Here is a 21,972-nt window from a genome sequence, read left to right on the forward strand (position 1 = left end):
AAAAAAGGCGCCCGCAGGCGCCTTCTCGATCAGGACTTGCACACCGCTGGCTTACCAGCCGGTGGCAGCCTTCAGACCTTCACCAATTTCCGCCAGGCTGCGCACGGTTTTCACACCGGCATCTTCGAGCGCTGCGAACTTTTCGTCCGCGGTGCCCTTGCCACCGGAAATGATGGCACCCGCGTGCCCCATCCGCTTGCCCTTGGGCGCGGTAACGCCGGCGATATAGGCGACCACCGGCTTGGTCACATTGGCCTTGATGTAGGCCGCAGCTTCCTCTTCAGCGGTACCGCCGATTTCGCCGATCATCACAATCGCTTCGGTCTGCGGGTCATTCTGGAACAGCTCCAGAATATCAATGAAGTTGGAACCCGGAATCGGATCGCCACCAATACCGACACAGGAAGACTGACCATAGCCGAAATCGGTCGTCTGCTTGACGGCTTCATAGGTCAGCGTACCGGAGCGCGACACGATACCTACCTTGCCCGGCTTGTGGATATGGCCAGGCATAATACCGATCTTGCTTTCGCCGGGAGTAATCACACCGGGGCAGTTCGGCCCGATCAGTTGCACGCCCAGCTCATCGCATTTCACTTTCACTTGCAGCATGTCCAGTGTTGGAATGCCTTCAGTGATACAGACCACCAGCTTGATGCCGGCATTGGCCGCTTCAAGAATTGAGTCCTTGCAGAAAGCCGCCGGGACGTAGATCACGGAGGCTTCGGCTCCGGTCTGTTCTACCGCTTCACGCACAGTATTGAAAACCGGCAGGCCGAGGTGGGTCTGACCGCCCTTGCCCGGCGTGACACCACCAACCATGTTGGTGCCGTATTCAATGGCCTGCTCGGAGTGGAAAGTGCCCTGGGCACCCGTGAAACCCTGACAAATGACCTTGGTGTTTTTCGTCAACAATACGCTCATTACGCACCCTCCGCTGCTTTTACCACTGACTGAGCAGCTTCTGTCAGTCCGCTGGCCGCAATGATGTTGAGTCCACTGTCAGCCAGTTTTGCCCGGCCCTTGTCGGCGCTGTTGCCTTCGAGGCGAACCACCACGGGCACCTTGACGCCAACCTGTTCCACGGCACCGATAATGCCCTCGGCAATCATGTCGCAGCGCACAATGCCACCGAAGATATTGACCAGTACGGCCTTGACGCTGTCGTCGGACAGGATGATCTTGAAGGCTTCAGCGACACGCTCTTTGGTTGCACCACCACCCACATCGAGGAAGTTGGCAGGCTCGCCACCATTCAGCTTGATGGTGTCCATGGTACCCATGGCCAGGCCAGCGCCGTTGACCATGCAGCCGATGTTGCCATCGAGCGCCACATAGTTCAGTTCCCAGGCGGCCGCCTCGGCTTCACGCGGATCTTCCTGAGTCGGGTCAGCCATCGCCTGCAGGTCCTTGTGCCGATACAGGGCATTGGAGTCAATCACGATCTTGGCATCCAGACAGTGCAGATTGCCCTGATCCGTGATGACCAGCGGATTGATTTCCAGCAGCGCCAGATCCTTGTCCTCGAACAATTGAGCCAGACCGAGGAAAATCTTGGTGAACTGCTTCACCTGATCACCCGTCAAACCCATCTTGAAGGCAATGTCCCGCGCCTGATAAGGCTGCGCGCCCGTCATCGGATCGACTTCTGCTTTCAAGATCTTTTCCGGAGTCTCTTCGGCCACCTTCTCGATTTCCACGCCGCCTTCAGTAGACGCCATGAAGACGATACGACGAGTCGACCGATCGACCACTGCACCCAGATAGAGCTCCTGATCGATGTCGGTCAGGCTCTCTACCAGAATCTTGCTGACCGGCTGGCCGCTTTCGTCTGTCTGATAGGTGACCAGGCGCTTGCCCAGCCAATGATCAGCAAACGCACGAATGTCATCTTCACTGCTGACCAGTTTGACCCCGCCAGCCTTGCCTCTGCCACCGGCATGCACCTGAGCTTTGACCACCCATTTGCCACCGCCGATCTTGCGCGCAGCTTCCACTGCTTCGTCTGCGGACTCACAGGCATAACCCTCGGAGACCGGCAGACCATATTCACGAAACAGCTGTTTGCCCTGATATTCGTGTAAATTCATACCTTTTAGAACCGTATTGTTAACCGGCCCTGCCGAAGCAGGGCCATTGAGTTGAAAGGCGCTCTGTTATACCACCAGTGCACCTGTGGGTACCGACTGCGGCGCCGTTGGATCAGCGCTTCTTGCGGTTGGCGACATGCAGCGCCTTGTTGTCAACTGCCAGAGCGGCTTCATGCACCGACTCGGACAGAGTCGGGTGTGCAAAGCACATCAGCTGGAGGTCTTCGGCCGAAGAGCCGAACTCCATGGCTATGACACCCTGCATCACGATCTCGGAGGCATGCAAACCAAACACATGCATCCCCAGAACGCGATCGGTTTCTTCGTCAGCCACAATCTTGACCATGCCAGTGGTGTCATTCGCTGCCATGGCGCGGCCATTGGCGGCAAACGGGAATGCACCTGCCTTGTACTTGACACCTTCGGCCTTGAGCTCTTCTTCAGTCTTGCCAACCCAGGCCATTTCAGGGTTGGTATAGATTACATTGGCAACGGTCTCGTAATTCATCTGCGCCTTGTGGCCGGCGATGATTTCCGCCACCATAACGCCCTCTTCCGATCCCTTGTGGGCCAGCATGGGGCCACGTACCACATCACCCACCGCAAATACGCCGGGGGTGGACGTGCGACATTGGTCGTCCACAAAGATAAATCCCCGTTCGTCCAGCTTGACGCCACTGTCATCCGCCAGCAGGCCATCGGTATAGGGACGGCGACCCACGCAGACAATCAGCTTGTCAAAGGTTTCGTTCTTCTCGCCTTCGCCATCGGTAAACTTGACAGTAACCTTGTTGTTCTTGACTTCGGAGCCGGTGACACGGGCGCCCAGACGAATATCAAGGCCCTGATCCTTGGTGAACGACTTGAAGGCGGCTTTGGCCAGCTGCTGATCAGCCGCGGCCAGGAACTTGTCCTGGGCTTCCAGTACCACCACTTCGGCGCCCAGTCTCTTCCAGACGCTGCCCAGCTCCAGTCCAATCACGCCGGCGCCGATGACACCCAGACGCTTGGGTACCGATTCAAATTCAAGCGCCCCTTCGGAATCGACAATGTGCTTGCCATCGATCGGTGTGGGGGGGATATCAATCGGGACCGACCCAGAGGCCAGAATCACGTTTTCAGCCTTGAGCGTCTCTTTACTGCCATCGTGACGTGTGACTTCGACTTCCTTGTTGGCCAGCAACTTGCCGGTGCCTTCGATGGAAGTGACGCCATTGGACTTGAACAGCCCGGCCACACCCTGCGTCAGATTCTTCACAATGGTGTTCTTGCGACCCATCATGCTCTTGACGTCCATTTTCAGGCTTTTAAGGCTGATCCCGTGATCAGCGAAACTGCCATCAGCCTGATGGTAGAGTTCAGATGACTCGAGCAGAGCCTTGGAGGGAATACAGCCCACGTTCAGGCAGGTGCCACCGTATGAGGGCTTGTTGTCCTTGTCCAGCCACTTCTCTATGCAGGCTGTTTTGAGACCCAGTTGTGCTGCCTTGATAGCGGCGACGTAACCGCCCGGCCCGGAGCCGATTACCACGACGTCAAATTGTTTAGCCATTGATTTTTCCTATGGATAATCAGTGAATGTCTTTTCCAGCATGATGCGGTGCTTATACGTCCAGCAGGATGCGCGCCGGATCTTCTAGTAGTTCTTTGATCGTGACGAGGAACTGCACGGCTTCTTTGCCATCAATCATGCGATGGTCATAAGACAGCGCCAGATACATCATGGGCAGAATTTCTACCTGTCCATTGACCGCCATTGGCCGCTCCTGAATCTTGTGCATGCCCATAATCGCCGTTTGCGGCGGGTTCAGGATGGGCGTGGACATCAGCGAACCAAACACGCCACCGTTGGAGATCGTGAAAGTACCGCCCTGCATCTCGTCAATGGTGACCTGGCCTTTCTGTGCCCGGGCACCGTATTCACGAATCTGGGTTTCGATTTCTGCCAGACCCATGCCGTCAGCATCACGCAGCACTGGCACAACCAGTCCTCGGTCCGAGCTCACAGCAACACCGATGTCGTAGTAACCGTGATAAACCACATCATCACCATCGATCGAGGCATTGACGTCCGGGAACCGCTTCAGAGCCTCGGTAGCTGCTTTGACAAAGAACGACATGAAGCCCAGTCGGGCACCATTGTGGGTCTTTTCAAACAGCTCCTTGTAGCGCGAGCGCAGCTCCATCACCGGTTTCATATTGACTTCATTGTAGGTGGTCAACATGGCCGCATTCTGTTGCGCTTCAACGAGTCGCTTGGCAATTGTCTTGCGCAGGCGAGTCATGGGTACGCGCTTTTCTGCCCGCTCTCCAGCATCGACAGGAGCAGCCGTGCCGGAGAACTGGATGTTCATGCCCGGAGGCGAGTGGCGAGGTGCGTCAGTCTGCGGACGATCTGGCGCATGCTTGGCACCCTGGAAGGCCATGACGTCTTCTTTCGTAATCCGCCCGCCTTTGCCGGTGCCTTTCACCTGGCTCGGGTCCAGGCTCAACTCGTCTACCAGACGGCGCGCTGCGGGGCTCAGCAGTTTTTCCGCGGCTTCCCGAGTCAGACCGGAGCCACCTTCGCCAGCAGCACCCGTATTGTCAGAGGATACTTTTTGCTCTGATCCGGAGGCAGACTCTTTTGCTTCAGGCTTTTCTGCCGGCGCCTCTGTTTTCTTGCTGCCGGCTTTGGCGCTGCCGCCACTGTCGCCGGAGGCACCTTCTTCAAAGGTCGCGATCACCATTTCACTTTCAACGGTGGCGCCTTCGTCCTGCAGGATTTCCTTGATCACCCCGTCTGCAGGGGCATTGACTTCCAGAACAACCTTGTCGGTCTCGATATCGACCAGCAATTCGTCCCTGGAACAGGCTTCACCCGGTTTTTTGTGCCAGGTAGCAATGCTACCGTCGGCGACAGATTCCGGAAACTGCGGGGCTTTGATGTCGATGGGCATGCTCGGATCCTTAAACTCAATCAGTTACGCAACGCTATGTTTCGTTTATTTTTTCGGGTAGATCAACGCGTCTTCAATCAGACTTTTCTGCTGTTCCAGGTGCAGTTTCATATAACCTGCTGCGGGTGCTGCAGAGGCATCACGACCGGCAAACCCGAGATAATTGTCCGGGTTGTGGCGTGACACCACATACCGCATGTGGTGCTGACTGCTGTACCAGGCACCCTGATTCATGGGTTCTTCCTGGCACCAGACTACGTCCTCGCAGTTCTTGTAGGGCGCCATCGCCTTCTGCAGTTCATCTTCCGGGAACGGATACAACTGTTCTATGCGGATAATGGCCACATTGGTGATGTTCTCACTGCGCCGGTATTCCGTCAGGTCATAGTAGACCTTACCAGAGCAGAACACGACTCGCTGCACATCCTCGGCCTTGATATCACTGTCGGTTTCACCGATTACGGTGTGGAAATGGCCATCCGACAGCGCCTCCAGTTCTGAGACTGCCGCCTTGTGACGCAGCAGGCTTTTCGGCGACATGACCACCAATGGCTTGCGCAGGTTGCGCATCGCCTGACGGCGCAGCATATGGTAGACCTGAGCCGGCGTGCTGGGAACACAGACCTGGATATTCTGCTCTGCACAGAGTTGCAGGAAGCGCTCCAGACGCGCGGACGAGTGTTCCGGCCCCTGCCCTTCGTAGCCATGTGGCAGCAGCATCACCAGCCCACACAGTCGACCCCATTTGTGCTCGCCACTGGTGATGAATTGGTCGATCACCACCTGGGCACCATTGGCGAAATCGCCAAACTGCGCCTCCCAGATTACCAGCGAATCGGGTTTGGTGGTGGCATAGCCATATTCGAAGGCCAATACCGCTTCTTCGGACAGGAAGGAGTCATAGACTTCAAACGTGGGCTGCCCTTCGTGCAGATTCTGCAGCGGGATATATTGAGTGCCATCTTTCGAGTTGTGCAGCACTGCATGCCGGTGAGCAAAGGTGCCGCGCCCCGAGTCCTGGCCCACCAGGCGCACCGGGAAACCCTGACGGAGCAGCGTGGCATAGGCCAGTGTTTCAGCATAACCCCAGTTTATGGGGGTGGCGCCTGCGGTCATCTTGTCCCGGTCGCTGATGATTTTCTGCACCTGACGCTGAACCGGGAAGCTGTCGGGCACCACGTTCATTTCACGACCGATCTTCTGCAGCTCCTTCAGATCCATTGAGGTATCGCAATAGTCTTCGACGGGCTGGTTCAGGTAGGGTGTCCAATCCACGAACAGCGACTTGTTCGGTTCCTTGACCAGCGCCTTGGCCACATGCTCACCATTGTCCAGAGCATCGCGGTACGTGGTGGCCAGAGTCTTGACGTCGTCGTCTTCGAGCACCTCTTCACCGACCAGTTGAGCCGCGTAGAGTTCCAGAGATGACTGCTGCTGGCGAATCTTGCTGTACATGACCGGCTGGGTCATCGCCGGCTCATCCGCCTCGTTGTGGCCGCGACGGCGATAGCAGACCAGATCGATCACTACATCCTTGCGGAAGGTGTTGCGGTAGTCGACGGCCAACTGGGTAACAAAGACCACAGCCTCGGGATCGTCAGCATTGACGTGCAGTATCGGTGCCTGGACCATTTTGGCCACGTCAGTACAGTACTCCGTAGAGCGCATGTCTTCGCGGCGCGACGTTGTGAAGCCGACCTGATTGTTGATGATCATGTGGATGGTGCCACCGGTCCGGAAAGCCCGTGTCTGTGACGCTTGGAACGTCTCCATGACCACGCCCTGACCAGCGAAAGCGGCATCACCATGAATGTTTACCGGCACCACCAGTGAACCACCCGGATCATTGCGCCGGTCCTGACGGGCGCGCACCGAACCCACCACAACCGGTGCGGCAATTTCCAGATGCGAGGGGTTGAACGCCAGCGCCAGGTGCACTTCACCGCCCGTCGTCATAACGTTGGAAGAAAAGCCCTGGTGATATTTGACGTCACCCGAGCCCATTTCCAGGAAGGACTTGCCTTCAAACTCGTCAAACAGGTCGCGCGGGTTCTTGCCCAGAATGTTGACCAGCATGTTCAGCCGGCCCCGGTGCGCCATTCCGATGACGATCTCTCGCGCACCATAGGAGCCGCAGCGCTGGATGAGTTCGTCAATGGCAGGGATCAGACTCTCGCCGCCCTCAAGTCCGAACCGTTTGGTACCCGGGTACTTGGAACCGAGATATTTCTCCAGGCCTTCGGCGGCTGTCAGGCGCTCGAAAATGTGCAGGCGGGCATCGCGGCTCAGTTTGGGCTTGGAGCGCACGGATTCCATTCGCTGTTCGATCCAGCGCCGCTCGGTGGTATCGACGATATGGGTGAACTCGGCGCCGATGCTGCCGCAGTAGGTATCACGGAGCGCCTGGATAATTTCCTTGAGCGGCGCCTCGTCCTTGCCTATGTAGAGATTGCTGCAGTTGAAGAGGGTGTCTTCGTCCGCCTCCGTCAAACCGTGGAACCGGGGGTCGAGGTCGGGTACGAGCGGCCGTTCCTGCAGGCCGAGCGGGTCGAGGTTGGCCTCCTGGTGTCCGCGGAAACGATAGGCTGTGCCAAGCTGATGCACCAGCACCTGCTTGCGTTCATGCTCGGAAGTGATGCTGGGGGCTACAGTGCCTACACGACCGGTGCCCCGGGATTTGCCCAATAACAGGAAGTGGTCCCGCACTGGCTTGTGCGGTGTGTCGGTGCGGACCTGATCATTGACACTGGGCAGTTTGTCAAATTCGGTACGCCACTCTTCAGGAATGGAATTCGGGTCCTGTAAATAAGCCTCGAAGAGTTCCTCGAGGTATTTGTGATTCCCTCCTGCCAGGTGGGACAGAGCCCACTGCTGTTCCATAGTGCGTTCGGTCATTGTGCTTTACCTTGCGATGCGACAACTGGCAATTCTTTATTCAGGCATAAACCATAAAAGAAAGCGACCCCTCAGGTCGCATTCTTCAATAGCATGGAACGGATGTGGCCGATGGCCCGTGTGGGGTTCAATCCCTTGGGGCACACATTCACGCAGTTCATTATACCGCGACAGCGGAAGACACTGAACGGGTCATCAAGCTCCGCCAGCCTCTCGTCTGTTGCTGTATCCCGACTGTCCGCCAAAAAGCGGTAGGCCTGCAACAGCCCCGCCGGGCCGACAAAGCGCTCCGGGTTCCACCAGAAAGAGGGGCACGAGGTGGAGCAGCAGGCGCACAGAATGCACTCATACAGCCCATCCAGCTTGGCTCTGTCTTCCGGTGACTGCAGGCGCTCGATGGCCGGGGCCGGTTCGTCGTTCTGCAGATAGGGTTTGATCTTTTCGTACTGCTGATAGAACAGGCTCATATCGATGACCAGGTCACGCACTACCGGCAACCCGGGCAGTGGCCGAACCACCAGGCTGCTTTTGCCATTCAACGCCTGTGACAAGGGTGTGATGCAGGCCAGCCCGTTGCGGCCATTGATGTTCATGCCATCGGAGCCACAAACGCCCTCGCGGCAGGAGCGCCGGTAGGACAGTGTCGCATCCTGCTCTTTCAGCAGATTGAGGACGTCCAGCACCATCAGGTCCTTGCCTTCCGGCAGGTCCAGCGTGTAGTCCTGCATGTAAGGCTTCCGGTCGGCTTCCGGATTGTAACGATAAACTGATACCTTCATACCTGATACTCCTAGTAGGTCCGCACCATGGGCTCAAAGGTGTCCACTGTGGTGGGAGAGAAGTTCACTGCACGCTTTCTGATACCCTTTTCTGCCGGGTAGTACATGGTGTGGCACAGCCAGTTCTCGTCATCACGTTCGGTAAAGTCTTCCCGAGCATGGGCACCGCGGCTTTCGGTGCGCTGTTCGGCGGCGATAGCCGTGGCCTCGGCCACTTCAAGCAGATTGGTCAGTTCAAGTGCTTCAATGCGGGCCGTATTGAAGGCCTTGCTGGTATCTTCCAGCGCCACATTGTTGACTCGCTCACGCAACGTTTCGAGCTTCTTGCGCCCTTCCTGCATGCTCTTGCCTTCGCGGAACACGCCGAAGTACAACTGCATGGTGTTCTGCAGGTCCTTGCGCACATCTGCGACTTTTTCACCCTTGGTGCGGCTTTCAATCGCCTGCACTGTGGCGAGTGCAGCTTCGATATCGCTCTGCGAGGCAGCTCTGGTTTCATAGCCTTCACGCAGTGACTTGTCGATCGCCAGTCCGGCGGCCCGGCCAAAGACGACCAGGTCCAGCAGCGAGTTGCCACCCAGACGGTTGGCGCCGTGTACAGAGACACAAGCGGCTTCACCACAGGCATAGAGACCGTCGATGATCTGATCCTTGTCGTCCTTGTCCTGGCGCAGCGCCTGTCCGCCAATGTTGGTCGGTATGCCGCCCATCATGTAGTGGCAGGTGGGCACGACGGGGATCGGCTCTTTAACCGGATCGGCATGCGCGAAGGTGCGGGACAATTCGAGAATGCCGGGCAGCTTTTCATTGAGAACCTTTTCGCCCAGATGATCCAGCTTCAGGTAGACATGGTCCCCTTCCGGGCCACAGCCACGACCTTCAAGCAGTTCCAGAATCATCGAGCGAGCCACCACGTCACGTCCGGCCAGATCTTTGGCATTGGGCGCGTAGCGCTCCATGAAACGCTCGCCATCCTTGTTGACCAGATAGCCACCTTCACCCCGGCAACCTTCTGTTACCAGCGTGCCGGCGCCATGAATGCCGGTGGGATGGAACTGCCACATTTCCATGTCCTGTACCGGGAAGCCGGCGCGCAGGGCCATGCCGATACCGTCGCCGGTATTGATCAGGGCATTGGTGGTAGAGGCGTAGATGCGCCCTGCTCCACCCGTGGCAAAGACGGTAGCCTTTGCTTTCAGGTAGACCATTTCACCGGTTTCAATGCAGATTGCCGTCACCCCGACAACCGCGCCATCCTGATTCTTTACCAGGTCCATGGCATACCACTCATTGAGAAAGTTGGTGCCGGCTTTCAGGTTACCCTGATACAGGGTATGCAGCAGGGCATGACCGGTACGGTCGGCTGCAGCACAGGTCCGGGCAGCCTGCCCGCCCTTGCCGAAATCCTTGGACTGACCACCAAACGGGCGCTGATAGATACGTCCGTTTTCCGTGCGGGAAAAAGGCAAACCCATGTGGTCGAGTTCGAAGACGGCCTGTGGGCCGACGCTGCACATATACTCGATGGCTTCCTGGTCGCCGATGTAATCGGAGCCCTTGACCGTGTCATACATGTGCCAGCGCCAGTCATCATTGGGGTCGGAGCTGGCAATGGCGCAGGTGATACCACCCTGAGCGGACACCGTGTGTGACCGGGTTGGGAACACTTTGGACACTACTGCGGTCTTGAAGCCGGATTCTGCCAATTGCAGGGCGGCGCGCAAGCCGGCGCCGCCACCGCCTACGATGACAGCGTCAAAATCCATGGTTCTGATATTACTCATGACTGCTACACACCCCACACTGCGTCGAAGGTCAGAATCAGATATACGAAGAGCACCAGAATAACGGTCAACTGAACCAGCACACGGACTGTCGTATTTTTCAGATAGTCGGTTGTTGCGGTCCAGATGCCGATCCAGGCGTGTGCCACGAAAGACAGGATGGCCAGCAGCGTGAACACCTTGACCCAGCCTTGCGCGAATAGCCCGGACCAGGCCTCGTAGGACCACTCGGGAAGAGCCAGAAACCACAGCGTCAGGAATACGGTATAGGCCGCAAGGATGACGGCAGAGACGCGCTGGACCAGCCAGTCTGCCACTCCGTTGCCGGTAAAGCTGGTGATATTTCTTACCATACCCAGACTCCTGCCAGAACGATGAGAAGGATGCTGATCGCCAGGGCAACCTGAGACATCCGGCGGCCGCCCTCGATGGTTTCACCGATGCCGGTGTCCATGATCAGATGCTTGATGCCCATCACGAGGTGATATGCCAGCGCGGCGAGCAACCCCCAAATGATGAGCTTGCCCAGCCAGTGGTCGGCGGCGGCGGTCGCAGTGGCAAAGCCTTCTGCCGAGCTCAGGGATGCTTGCAGGAACCAGACGGCAAAGGCAGCCCCGACAAAAAAGGCAATACCGGATATGCGGTGCAGAATGGACGTGATGGCTGTGATTGGAAAGGAGATGGTCGTGAGTTCAAGATTTACGGGTCTGTCTGCTTTCACGGCTGAAGACGCTCTCTCTCAATTAAGTGGACAACCGGCACGCCGCAGAGTGCAGCACGGGCGCTGGGTATCCGAGTGGGCTCGAACTGCCCTTGAACCCCAAGTAACTCAGGGTTTCAGGTGGGGTTCGAAAAACTGGGGCGATTATAGTGCCCGCCCTCGGCAATTACAAATGCCTGACGGAACTGTCCGACCAAAGTGGCAAACAAATGTGTTTCCGCACAGTCAATAATCGTGCAGTGACGACCCACTTGAATCAGTTTGGTGCATTTGCCGGGGATGCCGGGTCATTATTTGACAAACCCTGACCTGGCTCTATAGTTGTGCGGATTTTTCAAAGCTCTGTTGTCATATTCTGGTAGAATTGCGACAACCAACAAGATCATCAAGTGCCCTAGGAGGCCCCATGGCAGACAAGAAAGCAACGCTGACCATTGACGGCATGGACCCCATCGAACTACCCGTCTACTCAGGGACGATGGGCCCGGACGTGGTGGACGTGAGAAACCTGGTCAAGCATGGTCTCTTTACCTATGATCCCGGATTTGTTTCCACGGCTTCCTGTGAATCCAACATCACCTATATTGATGGCGGCAAAGGCCAGTTGCTGCACCGTGGTTATCCCATAGAGGATCTGGCAGAGAATGCCGATTACCTGGAAACCTGTTTTCTCCTGCTCTACGGTGAACTGCCGACGGAGAAAGAAATCGCGGAGTTCCGTCATACCATCACACACCACACCATGGTGCACGAGCAGATTCACAGTTTCTTCCACGGCTTCCGCCGGGACTCCCACCCGATGGCCATCATGGTGGCCGTGATCGGCGCGCTGGCAGCGTTCTACCATGACTCGCTGGATATTACGGATCCGGAGCACCGTGAAATAACCGCGCATCGCCTGATCTCCAAACTTCCGACCATAGCGGCCATGGTCTACAAGTACACGATCGGCCAGCCCTTTACCTATCCGCGCAATGACCTCGACTACGCCAGCAACTTCCTCTACATGATGTTCTCCAACCCCTGCGAGGAGTACCAGGTCAACCCTGTACTGGCCAAGGCAATGGACAAGATCTTTATTCTGCACGCTGACCATGAGCAGAATGCGTCCACCTCGACGGTACGCCTCACCGGTTCCACCGGGGCCAATCCTTTCGCCTGTATCTCTTCAGGTATTGCAGCCCTCTGGGGGCCGGCGCACGGCGGAGCCAACGAGGCGGTGCTGTCGATGCTCGAAGAGATCGGCCATGAGGACAATATCGAAACCTTTATAGCCAAGGCCAAGGACAAGGACGACCCCTTCCGCCTGATGGGCTTCGGTCACCGGGTCTACAAGAATTACGACCCGCGAGCCAAGGTCATGAAACAGCACTGCGACAATGTGCTGGCGGAACTGGGCGTGCGCAATGACCCGCTGCTGCGCATCGCCACCCGGTTGGAAAAGATCGCGCTGGAAGACGACTATTTCGTGGAGCGCAAGCTGTTCCCGAATGTCGATTTCTACTCCGGCATCATCTTGCGTGCCATCGGCATTCCGACGTCCATGTTCACCGTCATCTTTGCCATCGGCCGCACACCTGGCTGGATTGCCCACTGGAAAGAACTGGTGGAAGGCAAGTACCGTATCGGTCGGCCCCGTCAGCTGTACACCGGTGCCACGCAGCGCCCTGTGCCGAAAAGATAGCCCTGAACCAGAGGGCGTTACCCACAAAAAAGCCTCCCGCGGGAGGCTTTTTTTTATTGCCGTTACGACACCATCAGGCCGTGGATTTCCTGCTTCCGGATTTGGCGGTACCTTTCTTGGCTGCCGTTTTCTTGGTGGTCGCTTTCTTGGCCGGCGCCTTCTTCTTGGGCTTCTGCTCTACCCACTTGCCATTTTCGCAGAAAGCACGCCATTTGGTGTCTTTGCCGTCTTTCTCGGAGGACAGGTAATGTTCCTGGGTCTTCTTCGCATAGCGAATCAGCGTGGGATTGCCCTTGTCATCCTCGACAGGCCCGCTGAACAGGTAGCTGTATTTCGGATCGATTTCATCCTTGTGCGGCAGAATTTCCTTTAACAGTGGCGCCCGGGTTTCCCGGTTTTTCGGAAACTGGCTGGCGGCCAGAAACAGCCCTGCGGCACCGTCTCTCAGTACATAGGTGTCATCCACCTTCAGGCACTGCAGTTCAGGCATGGGAACCGGATCCATCTTGGGCGGTGCCGGTTCGCCACTGCGCAGGAGCTTGCGGGTGTTCTTGCACTCACTGTTGGTGCAGTCAAAGTACTTGCCGAAACGCCCGGTCTTGAGCTGCATTTCCGAGCCGCACTTGTCACATTCGAGCGTTGGGCCTTCATAGCCTTTCAGGCGGAACTTGCCGGCTTCCACCTGGAAACCATCACAGTCCGGATTGTTACCGCAGATGTGGACTTTCCGCCCTTCATCCAGGATGTAGGCATCCATGGAGGCTTCACATTTGTGGCAGCGTCGCTTCTGACGCAACTCTTTCGCTTCAGCCTCTTCATCATTCTGGTCTTCGACGAAATCGTCGGCTGGCAACAGGTTCAATGTCTGCTTGCACCGTTCCTTGGGCGGCAGGTTGTACCCTGAACAACCCAGGAAGACGCCTGTACTGCCCGTGCGGATCATCATGTGCCGGCCACAGGCCGGACACTCGATGTCGGTGGGCGTGGGCGCATTGGAGCGCATGCCGGACTCTTCACTGTCCGCTTCCTCGAGACGCTGACTGAACTCGCCGTAAAAACGATCCAGTTCCTTTTTCCAGTTGCGCTCTCCATTGGCAATGCCGTCCAGTGTCTCTTCCATGCGCGCCGTGAAGTCATAATTCATCAGGTCGGTAAAGCTTTCGGCCAGACGATGGGTGACGATTTCGCCCATCTTCTCCGCATAGAAGCGGCGATTCTCCAGCTTGACGTAACCGCGATCCTGTATGGTCGAGATGATGGACGCATAGGTGGAAGGCCGGCCAATCCCCCGCTTTTCCAGTTCCTTGACCAGTGTGGCCTCGGTAAACCGGGCCGGTGGCTTGGTAAAGTGCTGCTGGCTGTTGATGGCGGAGACCGCCAGGGTCTCCCCGACCTTGACGTCAGGCAGTTCCTGATCTTCGTTGCTCCGGGGCACCGACATGACCCGAGTGTAACCATCGAATTTCAGAATGCGGCCCTTGGCGCGCAACTGATAGACACCGGCTTCCGCCACAATCGAGGTGCTGAGGTACTGGGCTGCGGTCATCTGGCAGGCCACAAACCGGCGCCAGATCAGGTCGTAGAGGCGCAGCGCATCCTGTTCCATATCGCTGATCGCCGCAGAACGGCGCCGCGCATCGGTCGGCCGGATGGCTTCGTGTGCTTCCTGTGCGCCGTCCTTGCTGCTGTAACGGTTCGGCGAGTCCGGCAGGTAGGGAGCGCCGAATTCATCATCAATCAGTTGACGGACCGAGGCGACAGCATCTGCACTCAGATTGGTTGAATCCGTCCGCATGTAGGTGATGTGGCCTGCCTCGTAGAGTCGCTGGGCCATCATCATGGTTTTCTTGACGCTGAAACCCAGCCGATTGCTGGCAGCCTGTTGCAGCGTCGAGGTGATAAAGGGTGCATTCGGCCGCGATTGTGTCGGACGGTCGCTGCGTTCTGCTATGGTCAGGGCGCCGGCCTGGCGCAGGGCCTCTTCATGACTCCGGGTGTCGGCTTCGTTGGTTGGCCGGTATTCCTTGCCGTCTGCCTTGTGAACCTTGACCTGAAGGCTCTCCCGACCGGCAGTCTCCGTGTCCACCAGGGTGTCCCAGTACTCTTCCGGGACGAATTTGCGGATTTCCTGCTCTTTCTCCACGATCAGGCGCACGGCCACGCTCTGTACCCGGCCGGCCGACAGGCCGCGGGCTATTCTCTTCCAGAGCAGCGGCGACACCATATAACCGACTATACGGTCCAGAAAACGCCGCGCCTGCTGCGCATTGACCCGGCTTACATTGAGGTCGCTGGGCTTCGAGAAGGCGGCCTGTATCGCTTTCTTGGTAATCTCGCTGAATACCACTCGTTTGTAGGGCGCGACATCGCCAATGGCTTCTTTCAGGTGCCAGGCGATCGCCTCCCCTTCGCGGTCAAGGTCCGTTGCCAGATAGATCTGGTCAGCGTCCTTGGCCAGGCGCCGCAATTCTTCTACCACCTTTTCCTTGCCCGGCAGGATCTCGTAGCGCGCCGACCAGTCATTGTCCGGATCCACACCCATGCGGGCGACCAGTTGCTCGCGTGCCTTGCGCTTTTTGTAGAGGGCTTTCTCCTCCGGCGGCAGGGCTCGGGTGGCAGCGGCCTGACGGGCTCGCTCTTTGGGGTCTGAATTGCTGCCCTGACCAGAGGTCGGCAGATCGCGGATATGACCAACACTGGATTTGACAACAAACTGGTTGCCCAGATATTTGTTGATGGTCTTGGCCTTGGCCGGCGACTCGACGATGACTAGTGACTTGCCCATAGGTGGTGTCAAATGCCCTTTGCTGGAGTGTTCCAAAACACGAACCGTTGTCAGTACCTGGCCAGGATCGCAATGGATGGCCGGGCACTGTGCTTTGGTGCCTGAGGCCGGCGAGGTATAACGGTTTGCATCGCCAAGGTCAAGCATGGCACATCGGACTGATGGTGATAGCTTGCCCGACATCTCTCTGTTGATGCTAGACTAATTACCCATTGGTTCAACCAGTTAGCGTGGTTTCCTATGTGGTTTTTCATTTTAACGGTGATCCTCGTCTCAATCATGGTGGTTGCGGTCTGGCTGGGAAGACGAGCCACGGAAAAGCAGCGCGAGGAGTTGGAGTTGCGCCAGAGAGCGCGCCAGATGCGGCAACGCCTCGACGAAATCGACGACATCATCTCGGCGCTGTTAAAATATGACGGTGATCGGGCGTTGCTTGAATCCGTAGCGGAGTTTCGCATCCGTCAGATCGAAAAGCGCAACACCCTGATGGGCGCCGTTGATCAGGAAGCTCAGGCTGAACTGGCGGCCGCCCAGTCATTTCTGAAAAGTCTCCCCGACTTGCTGCAGAACCACAAGCGTGCCTTGCCGGAAGAAGAACACGATCTCAATTACATGAAAAAGCTCATCTTCAAAGGGATCAAGCTGATCAAGCTGATGCAGACGCAGGGTCAGGTGTCGGATATCGAAGTCAGGGATCATGCGCAGCGCCTTCGTGAACGCATGGTCAAGGCTGAGGTCAATGCCTATATCCAGCATGGCCGGACCTTGTTGAAGGAAGAGGACAGGATCAATGCCGCCGCCTACTTCAAGCATGCGAAGGAGATTCTGGTCGCGACCAATATCCGGTTTCCCGAGCGCACTGCCATGATCAAGCGCATCTCGAAGATGATCTGGGGGGTGTATTCGACGCAGGAAGATGAGGAAGAACTGGATCGGGAACTGGGGCTGACGGCAGAAGATCACCCGGACGAAGGGCAGACCGCCGAAGAAATGATCGAACAGGAGAGTGACCTGCTGCGGGACGATGCCGGCAGAACCGAGTCGTCTTGACAGTAAGTTGCAGGGACGAGAGTACACAAAGGGCGGTGCCAGCAGCCTCGCACGAAACTGCTGACAACACCCTCACTCAGCCTGAGCTTCAGTTCATCCGTTCGATCACGGTACTGATGCCCTGACCCAGACCGATACACATGGTGGCGAGACCGAACTGACCGTCTTTCTGCTCCATGACATTGAGCAAGGTGCCGGTGATGCGCGCACCACTGCAGCCAAACGGATGGCCCAGCGCAATCGCACCGCCATGCATATTGACCTTGTCCGTCATGGACTCGAGCAATTTCAGGTCTTTCAGCACCGGCAGTGACTGGGCCGCGAAAGCCTCGTTCAGTTCGACATAGTCGATGTCATCAATGGTCATGCCCAACTGCTTGAGCGCCTTCTTGGACGACGGCACCGGGCCATAGCCCATGATCGACGGGTCAACCCCGGCCAGGGTCATGGCTCTGACCACGGCACGCGGCTTGATGCCCAGGCTCTGCGCCTTCTGCCAGGACATGACCAGCATTGCGGAAGCGCCATCACTGATTTGCGATGACGTACCGGCCGTTACGGTGCCTCCTTTGGGGTCAAACACCGGCCTCAGCTCGGCCAGTTTGGCCACAGTGGTGTCCGGGCGAATGGTTTCGTCGTGACGCACCAGGTAGGGTACGCCTTCCGCATCGTGGCCTTCCAGCGGCAGTATTTCCTTGCCAAAGGCACCTGACTCGGTGGCCTGATGGGCCAACTGGTGCGACCGGTAGGCAAACTCGTCCTGCTGCTGTCGTGTAATGCCGTGCATCTTGCTCAACAGTTCCGCAGTCAGCCCCATCATCCCGGAGGCCTTGGCGGCCTTGCGGCTCAGCATGGGGTTCGGGTCGACACCGTGCATCATTTCCAGGTGTCCCATGTGCTCTACACCACCGATCAGGAACATCTCTCCATGACCGGACTGGATGCCCTGCGAAGCGATGTGCAATGCCGACATGGAGGAACCGCAGAGGCGGCTGACGGTCTGCGCCGGCACGGTATGCGGCACACGGGTCAGCAATTGCATCATGCGGCTGACATTCCAGCCCTGCTCCAGAGTCTGATTGACACAACCCCAGATGATGTCGTCTATCTCGGCCGGGTCGATCCCCGGGTTGCGGTCCAGCAGGCCATCCACCAGCGCTGCGCTGAGGTTTTCGGCCCGGGTGTTGCGGAAGCTGCCGCCCTTGGAGCGTCCCATCGGGGTACGCAGAAAGTCGACAATTACGGCGTCATTAGGTTTCAGGTTCATGATAATCTTCTCCTCAGGCTTGCGGGTAGTAGGTGTCGCCGTTCTTGGCCATCTCACGCATGCGATCGGTTACCTTGTACAGGTTGCCCAGACTCGCCAGGCCGTCGGCGCGCGCCACTATCTCAGCCATACCCACATCGTCCATATACTTCAAAATGCCGCCGCGGAAAGGCGGGAAGCCCAGGCCGTAAATCAGACCCATGTCCGCATCAGAAGGCGACGCCACAATGTCTTCTTCGAGGCACCGTGCGACTTCAATGCACATCGGCACCATCATGCGATTGATGATGTCTTCTTCACCCATCTCCTGGGGAGCCGCAGAAACACTCTTCACCAGCTCGATGGCTTCTTCATCCACCAGCTTCTTCGGCTTGCCCTTCTTGTCCAGCTCGTAACGATAAAAGCCCTTGCTGTTCTTCTGGCCGTAGCGCTCTTTCTCGTACATCAGCTTCATGGCGGATTCGAAATCCTGCTCCATGCGGTCAGGAAACCCTTCTGCCATCACCGCCTGAGCATGAACGCCGGTATCAATACCGACGACATCCAGCAGATAGGCCGGCCCCATCGGCCAGCCGAACTGCTTCTCCATCACCCGGTCGATGATCTGGAAGTCAACGCCGTCACGCACCAGCATGGCGAAGCCGGCAAAATACGGGAACAGCACCCGGTTCACATAAAACCCGGGGCAGTCATTGACCACAATGGGCGACTTGCCCAGCTTGCGTGCATAAGCCACCACAGTGGCAATGGTTTCTTCCGAGCTGTGCTCACCGCGGATCACTTCCACCAGCGGCATGCGATGCACCGGGTTGAAGAAGTGCATGCCACAGAACCGGCTGGGGTCCTTGACCGCCTTGGCCAGGCTGTTGATGGAAATGGTCGAAGTGTTGCTGGCAATTACCGCAGTGTCGGGCAACGCCGCCTCCACTTCTTTCAGCACGGCGTGCTTGACCTTGGGGTTTTCCACCACGGCTTCCACCGCGATATCAACGGCCTGGAAATCGCCGTAGCTCAGCACCGGGCGAATGTCATTGAGTACATTGCCCATCTTCTCGACATCGATTTTCTTGCGCTCGACCTGCTTGCGCAGCAGCTTGGCGGCTTCGTCAAGACCGGCCTTCAGACCTTCGTCATTGATGTCTTTCATGTAGACCGGCGTGCCCTTGGAGGCACTTTGATAGGCGATGCCGCCGCCCATGATGCCGGCACCCAGCACGGCCGCCTTCCTGATCTCGTGCGCCTTGCCTTCCCACTGCTTGGCAGTCTTCTTCAGCGCCTGATCGTTGAGGAACAGGCTGATCAGATTGTGCGCCACCGGACCGCGAGCGACAGAGGCAAAGTTCTTCGCCTCCACCTTCAGCGCGTCATCACGGCTCATGCCGGCATGCTTCTGAATGGTCTTGACGGCCAGCACCGGAGACGGATAGTTGGGCCCGGCCTGGCCGGCAACAAAGCCTTTGGCGGTTTCGAACGACATCATGCTTTCGATGTTGTTCAGTTCAAGCGGTCCGGTCTTGGAAGCCCTGCGTTGCTTGTAATCAATTTCGCCATCAGCCGCCCGCGTGACCAGTTCCACTGCTGACTCCAGCAGGCGGTCGTCGGCAACCACGGCATTGACGGCATAATCCTTCAGAGCTGCCTCAGCCTTTTTCTCGCTGCCAGTGCAGATCCACTCTATCGCATTGTCCGCGCCGATCAGGCGTGACAGGCGTACGGTGCCACCAAAGCCGGGGAAGATGCCCAGCTTGACTTCAGGCAGTCCCACACGGGCCTTGCTGCCCATGACCCGGAAGTCACAGGCCAGACAGAATTCGAAACCACCACCGAGCGCCAGGCCATTGATGCCAACTGCCGTCGGGAAGGGCAGATCTTCCAGCTCGGAAAAAATGGCATTGGTCTGCATAAGACCGTCAATCAGCACATCTTCTTCGGCCTTGAACATGGTCAGGAATTCGGTGATGTCGGCGCCCACGACAAAGGCTTCCTTGGCACTGGTAGCCACCAGGCCGCGCAGGCCTTCCTCGGCACGGATGGCTTGCAGGGCCGCCTGCAGATCCTGCAGCGTCTGCTGGTTGAATTTGTTGACTGACTCTCCCTTCAGGTCCAGCACCATATGAGCGATGTCATCACTCCGGCGCTCTACCTGAATCGCTTCACCCTGAAAAATCATAAGGTTGCTCCGTTAGTACAGGTCGTGGAGACGAGATTGGCTCCAGACCAAACACTTGATTTAAACGACTGTTTGAATTCTGCTGCAAAGGTGCTCTCTTCGCTGACTCGGGTCAACGACTCACCTGCATCCCCATCAGTATAGCGAGCAGAATACGACTGTCAGACAGTGTTTTATGAAATTACTTCATAAAGCCTGTCTGCCCTTGCACCCAGCAGACTGGCCAGCTCGTTGACCCGTGTCACACCTTCATATTCTTCAATGGCCATGGCGATGCCATCCGATAGCACCGCAAAGCATTCTACCCAGTTGGGCAAGCCGTCCAGCGCCTCCAGCAATTGCTGCAACTGGTGTCCGCGCAGTCGGAAATCCGATTCACGCCACACCCACCCTTCTGGCAAGCCATAGCCATGTTCGCCCTCGGTACGCAAAACCAGAAGTTCCGGAAGAGCCGCCCTGCTGGCGCCTGGTGCTCTTTTCTTATAGGCCGTGACAAGACGCTGTCGGCGCTCTATGCGGCCACGAGTGGAGGTGTCCGGTATCGTCAGTGTGGTCACCGACAAGCCCGATTGCATTGCATGGGTGCGCATGTCGGCGCGCCGCCGATCGCTTTTGCTGGGCACCGCCCAGAGCAGTGACCCCACTGCACTGAGGATGAGTACACCGGCCACCAGTGCCCCGGTCATCAGCGCTTGTCTGCCGACGGGAGCACTTCATAAGGGGTAATGTCCGACTCGGCCATGAACGCATGGCGAACCTTCTGCAGCTGGGCTTCGAGCGAATAGGACACACTTGAGGCCATGGCGAAGAAGCTCAATAGCGCTTTCAGATTGGACTCGCCTTCACAGCCGGCGTTAACGCGCTGCCACATGGCCTGATTGACCAGTTGCAGCTCATTGTTCAGTTCCACCAGTCCGGTCAATGTCCAATCAGCGCCCCGATCGGCCTGATGATGGAAATACTGACGCAGCAAATAGGTACCGACGCTGCGGATGATGAACTCTTCCTGTGAGGCAAAAGGCAGATGGGTATAGGCCATGGGCTTCAGCTTATTGAGAATCGGGCAGGAGCAGTTGGCCATCAACAGGCCCATCAGCGAGCGCAGGCCCTCTTCCAGGCCGGTATGCTTGTAGTACTGGCGGGCCGGCGAATCCACCGTCACGCCGACTTTCTGGGTGGCTGGCAACTGACTGAAATCCTCTACAACCTTCTGGATATCCACTGCTGCCGGGCAATGTTCATGGGTGTCCTTGTCCAGAGGACAATTGCTGCACTGATGGTAGCTGAGTCGCGTCCACTTGGCAGGCTTGGCGGCGCGGGTCGTACCGCGTTCACCCCGGTCAGTGGCAATCACATACTCCAGGCGATCCGCGTGACCGGGAATATCGAACTGATAGTGAAAAGCCATGTAGCATCTCCTTTATAATGGTGTTATCTGGTTTGAGTAATGATCAGTGGCACATTCAGGAGACCTGCTCCTCCAGTTCCATCCAGCGTTCCATCGCCGCTTCAAGCTCCTGCTGACTCGCCGCCAGACGGGCCAGCGTCTTCTCTATTGTATCCGGGTCATTCTGATAGAAGGACGGCTCCCCGGTCAGCTCTGTCAATTCTGCAATTCTGGACTCCAGATTGTCTATACGTTCGGGCAAGGCTTCATATTCCCGCTTGTCCTTGTAGCTCAGTTTACTGGCTCTGCGGCCTGCGGTTGATGACTCTCCTTCTCTGCCCTTCTGCGCGGCAGCTGACGCTTCAGTGGGCGTAGCTGCCCGCTGGCGGCGTACCTGATACTCGTGCCACTCCCGATAGCC

General features: G+C 57.3%; 16 protein-coding genes and 1 pseudogene. 2 read left to right on the forward strand and 15 right to left on the reverse strand.

Annotated features, from left to right (window positions below; all coding sequences use genetic code 11):
• Nucleotides 1-51: 51 nt before the first annotated feature.
• The 9 genes from sucD to sdhC all read right to left on the reverse strand — a co-directional run bounded on the left by sucD (nucleotide 52) and on the right by sdhC (nucleotide 11,208).
• Entirely contained in the window at nucleotides 52-924 is an 873-nt protein-coding gene (sucD, locus tag LAT62_RS10505) for a succinate--CoA ligase subunit alpha (RefSeq protein ID WP_293383122.1), read from the reverse strand.
• On the reverse strand, nucleotides 924-2,090 hold the full coding sequence (gene sucC, locus LAT62_RS10510) for an ADP-forming succinate--CoA ligase subunit beta (RefSeq protein WP_293383125.1): 1,167 nt from the start codon (nucleotides 2,088-2,090) through the stop codon (nucleotides 924-926). Before sucC ends, sucD begins: the two co-directional genes overlap by 1 nt.
• 112 nt (nucleotides 2,091-2,202) lie before the next feature.
• Nucleotides 2,203-3,642: a dihydrolipoyl dehydrogenase gene (lpdA, locus tag LAT62_RS10515; protein WP_293383128.1), complete on the reverse strand. Its 1,440-nt coding sequence runs from the start codon at nucleotides 3,640-3,642 to the stop codon at nucleotides 2,203-2,205.
• A 52-nt stretch (nucleotides 3,643-3,694) separates the two neighbouring features.
• The gene (odhB, locus tag LAT62_RS10520; RefSeq protein ID WP_293383131.1) at nucleotides 3,695-5,029 is read right to left on the reverse strand and encodes a 2-oxoglutarate dehydrogenase complex dihydrolipoyllysine-residue succinyltransferase; all 1,335 of its coding nucleotides are present in this window, start codon (nucleotides 5,027-5,029) and stop codon (nucleotides 3,695-3,697) included.
• A gap of 45 nt (nucleotides 5,030-5,074) precedes the next feature.
• On the reverse strand, nucleotides 5,075-7,924 hold the full coding sequence (locus LAT62_RS10525) for a 2-oxoglutarate dehydrogenase E1 component (RefSeq protein ID WP_293383134.1): 2,850 nt from the start codon (nucleotides 7,922-7,924) through the stop codon (nucleotides 5,075-5,077).
• A gap of 71 nt (nucleotides 7,925-7,995) precedes the next feature.
• Nucleotides 7,996-8,703: a succinate dehydrogenase iron-sulfur subunit gene (locus LAT62_RS10530; protein ID WP_293383137.1), complete on the reverse strand. Its 708-nt coding sequence runs from the start codon at nucleotides 8,701-8,703 to the stop codon at nucleotides 7,996-7,998.
• Nucleotides 8,704-8,714: 11 nt separating this feature from the next.
• Nucleotides 8,715-10,487, reverse strand: coding sequence for a succinate dehydrogenase flavoprotein subunit (sdhA, locus tag LAT62_RS10535; protein ID WP_293383140.1), 1,773 nt, complete (start codon nucleotides 10,485-10,487; stop codon nucleotides 8,715-8,717).
• Nucleotides 10,488-10,492: 5 nt separating this feature from the next.
• Nucleotides 10,493-10,840 carry a succinate dehydrogenase, hydrophobic membrane anchor protein gene (gene sdhD / locus LAT62_RS10540; RefSeq protein ID WP_293383143.1) on the reverse strand — a complete coding sequence of 116 codons (348 nt, stop codon included), beginning with the start codon at nucleotides 10,838-10,840 and terminating at the stop codon, nucleotides 10,493-10,495.
• Nucleotides 10,834-11,208, reverse strand: coding sequence for a succinate dehydrogenase, cytochrome b556 subunit (gene sdhC / locus LAT62_RS10545; protein ID WP_293383147.1), 375 nt, complete (start codon nucleotides 11,206-11,208; stop codon nucleotides 10,834-10,836). Before sdhC ends, sdhD begins: the two co-directional genes overlap by 7 nt.
• 406 nt (nucleotides 11,209-11,614) lie before the next feature.
• On the opposite strand from sdhC, the gene gltA reads away from it, so the two are divergent.
• On the forward strand, nucleotides 11,615-12,892 hold the full coding sequence (gene gltA, locus LAT62_RS10550) for a citrate synthase (RefSeq protein WP_293383150.1): 1,278 nt from the start codon (nucleotides 11,615-11,617) through the stop codon (nucleotides 12,890-12,892).
• 73 nt (nucleotides 12,893-12,965) lie between these two features.
• On the opposite strand, the gene topA is transcribed toward gltA, so the two are convergent.
• Entirely contained in the window at nucleotides 12,966-15,677 is a 2,712-nt protein-coding gene (gene topA, locus LAT62_RS10555; protein WP_293383153.1) for a type I DNA topoisomerase, read from the reverse strand.
• Between the two features lie 261 nt (nucleotides 15,678-15,938).
• Between topA and LAT62_RS10560 the strand changes: the two genes are divergently transcribed.
• Nucleotides 15,939-16,727 carry a hypothetical protein gene (locus LAT62_RS10560; protein WP_293383156.1) on the forward strand — a complete coding sequence of 263 codons (789 nt, stop codon included), beginning with the start codon at nucleotides 15,939-15,941 and terminating at the stop codon, nucleotides 16,725-16,727.
• Nucleotides 16,728-16,815: 88 nt separating this feature from the next.
• Here the strand turns inward: LAT62_RS10560 and fadA are convergent, their stop codons facing one another.
• From fadA to LAT62_RS10585, 5 genes and pseudogenes are all read right to left on the reverse strand, one after another.
• Nucleotides 16,816-17,994 (reverse strand): acetyl-CoA C-acyltransferase FadA, encoded by a 1,179-nt coding sequence (gene fadA / locus LAT62_RS10565; RefSeq protein ID WP_293383159.1) that lies wholly within the window; start codon nucleotides 17,992-17,994, stop codon nucleotides 16,816-16,818.
• 13 nt (nucleotides 17,995-18,007) lie between these two features.
• Nucleotides 18,008-20,164 carry a fatty acid oxidation complex subunit alpha FadB gene (fadB, locus tag LAT62_RS10570; protein ID WP_293383162.1) on the reverse strand — a complete coding sequence of 719 codons (2,157 nt, stop codon included), beginning with the start codon at nucleotides 20,162-20,164 and terminating at the stop codon, nucleotides 18,008-18,010.
• A 173-nt stretch (nucleotides 20,165-20,337) separates the two neighbouring features.
• Nucleotides 20,338-20,850: a hypothetical protein gene (locus tag LAT62_RS10575; RefSeq protein ID WP_293383165.1), complete on the reverse strand. Its 513-nt coding sequence runs from the start codon at nucleotides 20,848-20,850 to the stop codon at nucleotides 20,338-20,340.
• A complete protein-coding gene (locus LAT62_RS10580) occupies nucleotides 20,850-21,572 on the reverse strand; it encodes a hypothetical protein (RefSeq protein WP_293383168.1) in 723 nt (240 codons plus the stop codon). Before LAT62_RS10580 ends, LAT62_RS10575 begins: the two co-directional genes overlap by 1 nt.
• A 55-nt stretch (nucleotides 21,573-21,627) precedes the next feature.
• Nucleotides 21,628-21,972 (reverse strand): annotated as a pseudogene (locus tag LAT62_RS10585) (ABC transporter ATP-binding protein); the annotation flags it as partial.

The organism is Natronospirillum sp., from assembly GCF_022565775.1.
Classification (GTDB): domain Bacteria; phylum Pseudomonadota; class Gammaproteobacteria; order Pseudomonadales; family Natronospirillaceae; genus Natronospirillum.